Genomic DNA, 682 nt, shown 5'->3' on the forward strand with positions numbered 1-682 from the left:
TGGTCGAGCATTCGCACGTGGCCGAAGTCCGCCAGACCGGCATGGCACTGGCTATCGAGATGGTTCAGGACAAGGCCAGCCGCACGGCCTATCCCTGGCAGGAGCGTCGCGGCCTGAAGGTCTATCAGCACGCGATGGAGCGCGGCGCGCTGTTGCGCCCGCTCGGCAGTGTGGTGTATTTCCTGCCGCCCTATTGCATCACCGAGGAACAGATCGACTTTCTCGCGGCAGTCGCCACCGAGGGAATCGACATCGCCACCCGAGATGCCTCCGGGGTATCGGTCCCGGTCGGTCCATACCCAGGCTTCAGAGACCCGGGTTGATGTGGAGCATCGGCAGCCTGCGAGCCAGGCTGCCGATGCTTTAGACTTGCCGCTTCCAACTCGCCGCCTGCAGCTGCCTCCATGCGCCTATCCCGTTTTTTCATCGACGCCCCCCTTTCCCTTGGCCAGCACCCACTGCCTGACGCATCGGCCCACTACATCAGCCGGGTGCTGCGGCTTTCGGCCGGCAGCGCGGTTCAGCTGTTCGATGGCAGCGGCAGTGAATTTCGCGGCGAACTGCTGGAAGTCGGCAAGAAGTCCGTCACCGTCGAACTGCACGAACGCCTGACGGGGATGCCAGAGTCGCCTCTACAGATCCACCTCGGGCAGGGTCTTTCCCGCGGTGAACGGATGGATTG

Annotated in this window: 2 protein-coding genes; both read left to right on the forward strand. The window is 63.8% G+C overall.

The genetic code is table 11. The features are described 5' to 3' along the window. Nucleotides 1–323, forward strand: a 323-nt coding sequence (locus CXQ97_RS20890) for an aminotransferase class III-fold pyridoxal phosphate-dependent enzyme (RefSeq protein WP_146069739.1), incomplete at its 5' end; no start/stop codon positions are given. Nucleotides 324–404: 81 nt separating this feature from the next. Next, nucleotides 405–682: RsmE family RNA methyltransferase (locus CXQ97_RS20895; RefSeq protein ID WP_146069740.1), on the forward strand; the 278-nt coding region annotated here is incomplete at its 3' end.

It is taken from the genome of Arthrobacter sp. B0490 (genome assembly GCF_002929355.1).
Classification (GTDB): Bacteria; Actinomycetota; Actinomycetes; order Actinomycetales; family Micrococcaceae; genus Arthrobacter_D.